The organism is Streptomyces sp. NPDC055140 (genome assembly GCF_053607285.1).
Window position 1 is genome coordinate 1 of sequence record NZ_JBSGTG010000108.1, and the last position, 4760, is coordinate 4760.

Sequence of the window (4760 nt, forward strand, 5' to 3'; positions counted from 1 at the left end):
GCGCCCCGGCCGGCGCCTGCGGCATCGGCTTCTTCGGGCGTCCCATCCAACACCTCCGTGATCAAGGTGTTGCGACGACCAGTTGAATTCGCCTTGCGCTCCGTGGTCGGAGTGGAACACGGCGCCGTCCAGGCGGCCGCGGGTCGAGGCTGCCATCCGCAGTGCGTCGGTGACCAGGTCGGTGCGCTCTACGTTTCTTCCCGGGATGCCCCAGTCATTCGTAGGGTTGCGGCACCCAGGGGAGTCAGGTGTGGCTCTCGGTGCGCTGCCGTCTTGTGGCTCCACACGCTTGGCTGCCCGGCTCCCCACGACGACTCGGCCGCCGACTGGGAAGTGCGAACAGGTCGCTGCGTAGAGCAATGCCGGCGAGGTCGTTCGTGGTACGTGATTCAAGTACGAACGACGGGAGCATGAATGAACCGGACATGGGCCGGGACCGACTGCGGCAAGAGCTACCACCACTGCCTGGTCATGGACAGCGAGGGCCGAACGCTGGTGTCGCGGCGGATGGCCAACGACGAGCCGGAGCTCCTCAGGTCGGCGATGGACCAGACGACGACCTTGCGGCTGAAGCAGTCCAGCACGGTCGCGAGACAAAAGAACTCCCCGCCTGCGAGCGGGAGATACGTAATGTCTCCCATGTATTTGCGCCCCGGCTCGGTAGCGGTGAAGTCCCGCTGGAACAGGTCCGGGACCGGTGAGGCTGTCAGGTCTGGGACGGTGGTGCGCACGCGTCTGCGCAGACGGATGCCGGTGATAGGACACGTCCGCATGATCCGGGCGATCCGCTTCTCGTGGACCCGCCGCCCCTTCTCGCGGAGCTCGGCCGTCACTCGCGGGGAGCCGTAGGCGCCGAAGCTCGCCGAAGTCTTCGACGAGCAGGCTGACCGCCGACGCTCGGTCGCGGCGGATCCGCGGGTGGTGGCCAACCCGCACCGTGGCTCTGGCCCTCAGGCGTCGGCGCGCATGTTGCGCTGTGACACGGCCACGTAGCCGACGAATCCGACGATCGCGGCCGTCCACGCGAGGGTGACCGGCGACAGGCCGAGGCCGAGCCCGCCGCGGGCGTGTCCGAGTGCCATCCAGTCGGCGAGGGAAGCGCCGAGGGGGCGGGTGATGACATACGCGGTCCAGAAGGCGGTCACCGCGTTCAGGGTGCCGAAGCGGTGAGCCAGGGCGGGCACGCAGATGGCGGCCGCGAAAAGGACGACCGAGCCCAGGTAGCCGAAGCCGACGGTGGCGGTGAGGTCGCCTGCAGCGGTGCCGAGGGCGAAGGTGGCGAGGACGGCCGCCCAGTAGAACGTCTCGCGGCGGCGGGTGCGGATGCTGTGGATGGAGAGGGTCTGCTCGCTCGCGTACCAGAGGGCGAAGACCGCGGCCAGTACGACGAGGAAGGCCGGCGCCGACACGGCGTACGGTACGCCGAGGCCGACGTGCAGGACGTCGGCTGCCATGGTGCCGAACACGCTGACCATGACGACGGCGGTCCAGTAGGCCCAGGCGACGTACCGGCGCAGAGCGAACTGCACGGCGAGGGCGGCAGCCAGGGCGAGGCCGCCGAGCGCGACCGCCGGCACCGGGCCGAGCAGCCGGGCCATCAGGTCCGACGCCGTCTCACCCATGCCGGTGGTCAGCACCTTGATGATCCAGAAGTAGACGGTCGCCTCTGGCACCTTGTTCGCCATCCGGCGCACGGGGATGAGGGGCCGGCCGTCGGGGACGTGTGTTGCGGTCATGATCCGCACGATGGCACCCCGTGCCTGAACGCAGCCTGAACAGCATGCGCCCCGCAGCGGCGTCACGTAATGCCGGGGTATGACCCGATGGGCGCGGACCAGTCCCCGGTGCCACCGACTCAGGCATATGGCGACGCGCCGGCGAACGCACCCCTCGCGCGGAGCGGGACCGGTGGTGTGCTGACCTTCGACGATGCCGCTTTCCTGTGCTCTTACAGCCAGTTGGGACCAGTAGTGCACGGCGGCGGTCAGTTCTTAGTGAGCCCGCGCCACAGCTTGCGCGCCCGCCTCAGCCGGGACCGGCCGTGCGCTGCAATGGGAGGAGGAGCGGCTCGATCCGGGCCGTGGCTCCCTGCCTCTCCCACACGATCTGGAGGCGGCCCGCTCCTCTGCCCTCCGGCTCGACCACGACGAGATGCCCGCCGACGGTTCCACGCTTGCCCTGGGAAGTCGAGCAGGGCCAGGAGAGGGCCGCTGTTGCGTACGCCGCGGTGGGTGAGGGTCAGCGCCGGGTGCCGGGTTCCTGCGAAGCCGTGCGGGGGCATCCGGACTGCGGCGAGGTCGAGGCGAACCGCGCCCTCGTACAGACCCGGGCGCACCGCGTGCTGGGTCCGTCAGTCCGGCGGCTCCATGGGGCGAGGCCGACCCGGCGTTGGCTCCGCAGGGCCGGGCTCATCCGGGCTGGGGGGCGCGGGCGGCTGAGGTGGCGGGACGGGTGAGCCGGGCGGTGCCGGGGGATCTGGTGGGCTTGGCGGCTCGACCGGCTTCGGCCCATCGGGCGGCTTGCCGGGCTCTGGCGGCCCTGGGCGTGGCGGCGGCTGGGGCGGTGGCACGGGGGTGACGTCGGGGTCGGTTGGCTGAGGCACAGTTCCCATGATCACGGCTCCTGCCGGCCGAGGGTGCGTTCGAGTTTCAATGACGATCACTTTCGCGGCGCCGGCTTGCTCGGCCTCGCGCACCGCTGCGTCCAGGCCAACCCGGCCTTGGGCGATCAGCGCGAGCTGGTCGCCTCGAGCGCCGGACGCAGCAGCCCACGCGCCCCCGATGCCGCTGCTGGCGCCGGTGACCGCCACCGTGCGGCAAGCGCCAGTGTGATGCGTCATACGGTGCGGGTTTCCCTGATCAACGCCGGCAAACGGCCGTGGGAACCGTGCTGTGGGGGTGGGCTGATCGTAGGGTCGAGAGCAGGCAGACTTGGCTCGAGCGAGAAAGGCAGCTGATGCCGGTCGTGACGCTGTTCCATGCCGATGCGCCTTTGCTCGTCATGAGCTACTGGCACCCGACCGCCTGGACCAAGGCGCTCGCACAGTGCGGTCACAGCCGGGCGATGGCCCGCATCCACGCAGTGAGCGGCGCGTGTGGTGACCAGTTGCCGGACCACGTGCCCGGCAATGGTGAGGACCGTGGCGGGGCCGGGGCGGTCAGAACGGCGAATCAGGAGTTGTTCCCCCGGCTCTGGCCCCACACGCGGGCCCTTGGTGGTGCGTCCGGGCTGTTGCGGACGCTGCAGAGGCGCGGCTGGATGATCGTCCTCGCTCTCTCTGCCTCGGCGAGGGACCTTGCGGTGATGTGGTGTGTCAGGGACGCGGATGACGTGATCGACGCCGGTACCGGAGCGGAGGGTGTGGACACTGGTAAGCCCGCTCTCGATCGTAGGCCTGTTGCTCTGACGAAGGCGGGTGTGGGGCCGGCCCAAGCGCTGGTCGCCGGCGACAGCCCCACAGGGCGTGCAGTCTGCGGCCCGGGCCAAGGTGCCGTTTGTTGTGGTGCCGTACCGCGGACTCGGCGACCGGTCCCTGCGCGCGGCAGGCGCCCGGAAGGCTACGTCGGTGTTGCCGGACACCTCGCCTGTTTCAACGGCGGTGCGCTCGCGGACCCTGCCCGCTACGCGCCCGAATGCGTTTGGCCGCACGGCCGTGCGTGAGATGTTCGGCGCCAGCTACACAGTCTCTGTCGAGTTCTACGATCTCCTCCAGGCCGAAACCGGCCGCCGCTTGGCAAAACGGCGCTTCGCCGAGGCGGCCGGCAACGCCCGGCACGGGATCCTTGATGTCGGTGCGGGTACCGGGATCGTCACCGAGACCCTGCTGACTGCCTCCGCCGCGCCGATCCACGCTGTCGAGCCTGCGGCCCCGATGCGCGCGGCCCTGCTGTCCCGCCTGGCTGGTCTGGGCGCTGACCAGCGTGCCCGCGTCACCCTTCACCCCGTGTCCATCGAGAGAGCGGGACTCGAGGAGGTTGCAGACCTGGTCGTCGCCTCCAACATCATCGCCTGCCTCGACCCCGCTACCCGACGCGCCACCTGGCAGGCCGTCAGCCGCGCGCTCCTGCCCGGCGGGCTACTGCTTTTCGACCCTCCGCCCGCCGAACTGCCGACCGGGCGCGAGAAGGTGGGACGGCTCGGGCCGGTCCGGGTAGGCCCGGACATCTACGGCGCCGACATCACCTGGGAACCCGATGCGGGGATCGGGCGGATGGTCTTCACCTATCACGTCGAACGAGACGGACGGGTGTTGCGCCAGCAGCGGGAGGCATTCGAGCTGTGGCCGGCCAGCGCTTCGCAGATCGGCGCAGAACTTGAGGCACAGGGCCTGCACGTCGTACACGCCCCCAGCGCCGATCTTCTGGCCGCGCGCCGCCCTGCACGTTGACGCAGACGTATGGGCCAGCACTGGCGCACCCAGGTGCTCGGTGCGGTCCTGGTTTCGCCGGCTCACGTCCACTGGCTGGTGGGCCGGCACTGTTGCCAGGGATTCAGCGTGCTCTTGCGAGGAACCCCGGGGGTTCACCCCCGGGAGGAATCGCATCCTGTGGTGGCGATGCGGAGCATCGCCGCGGCAACGGGCGCGGAGCGCACGCAAGAAACCGGGCCGCAGCGCCCGGCGAGGAATGTGCGCTGTTCGAATGCCGGTGCGTCAGGCGGCGGGTAGCGTCACGGTCGTGAAGTTGACCGTGCAGGTGAAACTCCTGCCGACGCCCGTGCAGGCGGCGGCACTTGAGGAATCCCTGCATGCCTGTAATGAG

Annotated in this window: 2 protein-coding genes and 1 pseudogene; 1 reads left to right on the plus strand and 2 read right to left on the minus strand. The window is 70.0% G+C overall.

Going from position 1 to position 4760, the window contains the following annotated elements; translation table 11 throughout:
• Positions 1–536: 536 nt before the first annotated feature.
• Positions 537–854, minus strand: a pseudogene (locus ACWFR4_RS47665) (IS3 family transposase); the annotation flags it as partial.
• A 96-nt stretch (positions 855–950) separates the two neighbouring features.
• Complete coding sequence (locus tag ACWFR4_RS47670; RefSeq protein WP_453658101.1) at positions 951–1736, minus strand: COG4705 family protein; 786 nt, start codon at positions 1734–1736, stop codon at positions 951–953.
• 1829 nt (positions 1737–3565) lie between these two features.
• Here ACWFR4_RS47670 and ACWFR4_RS47675 point away from each other — a divergent pair.
• The gene (locus ACWFR4_RS47675) at positions 3566–4387 is read left to right on the plus strand and encodes a class I SAM-dependent methyltransferase (protein ID WP_453658103.1); all 822 of its coding nucleotides are present in this window, start codon (positions 3566–3568) and stop codon (positions 4385–4387) included.
• Positions 4388–4760: the final 373 nt, after the last annotated feature.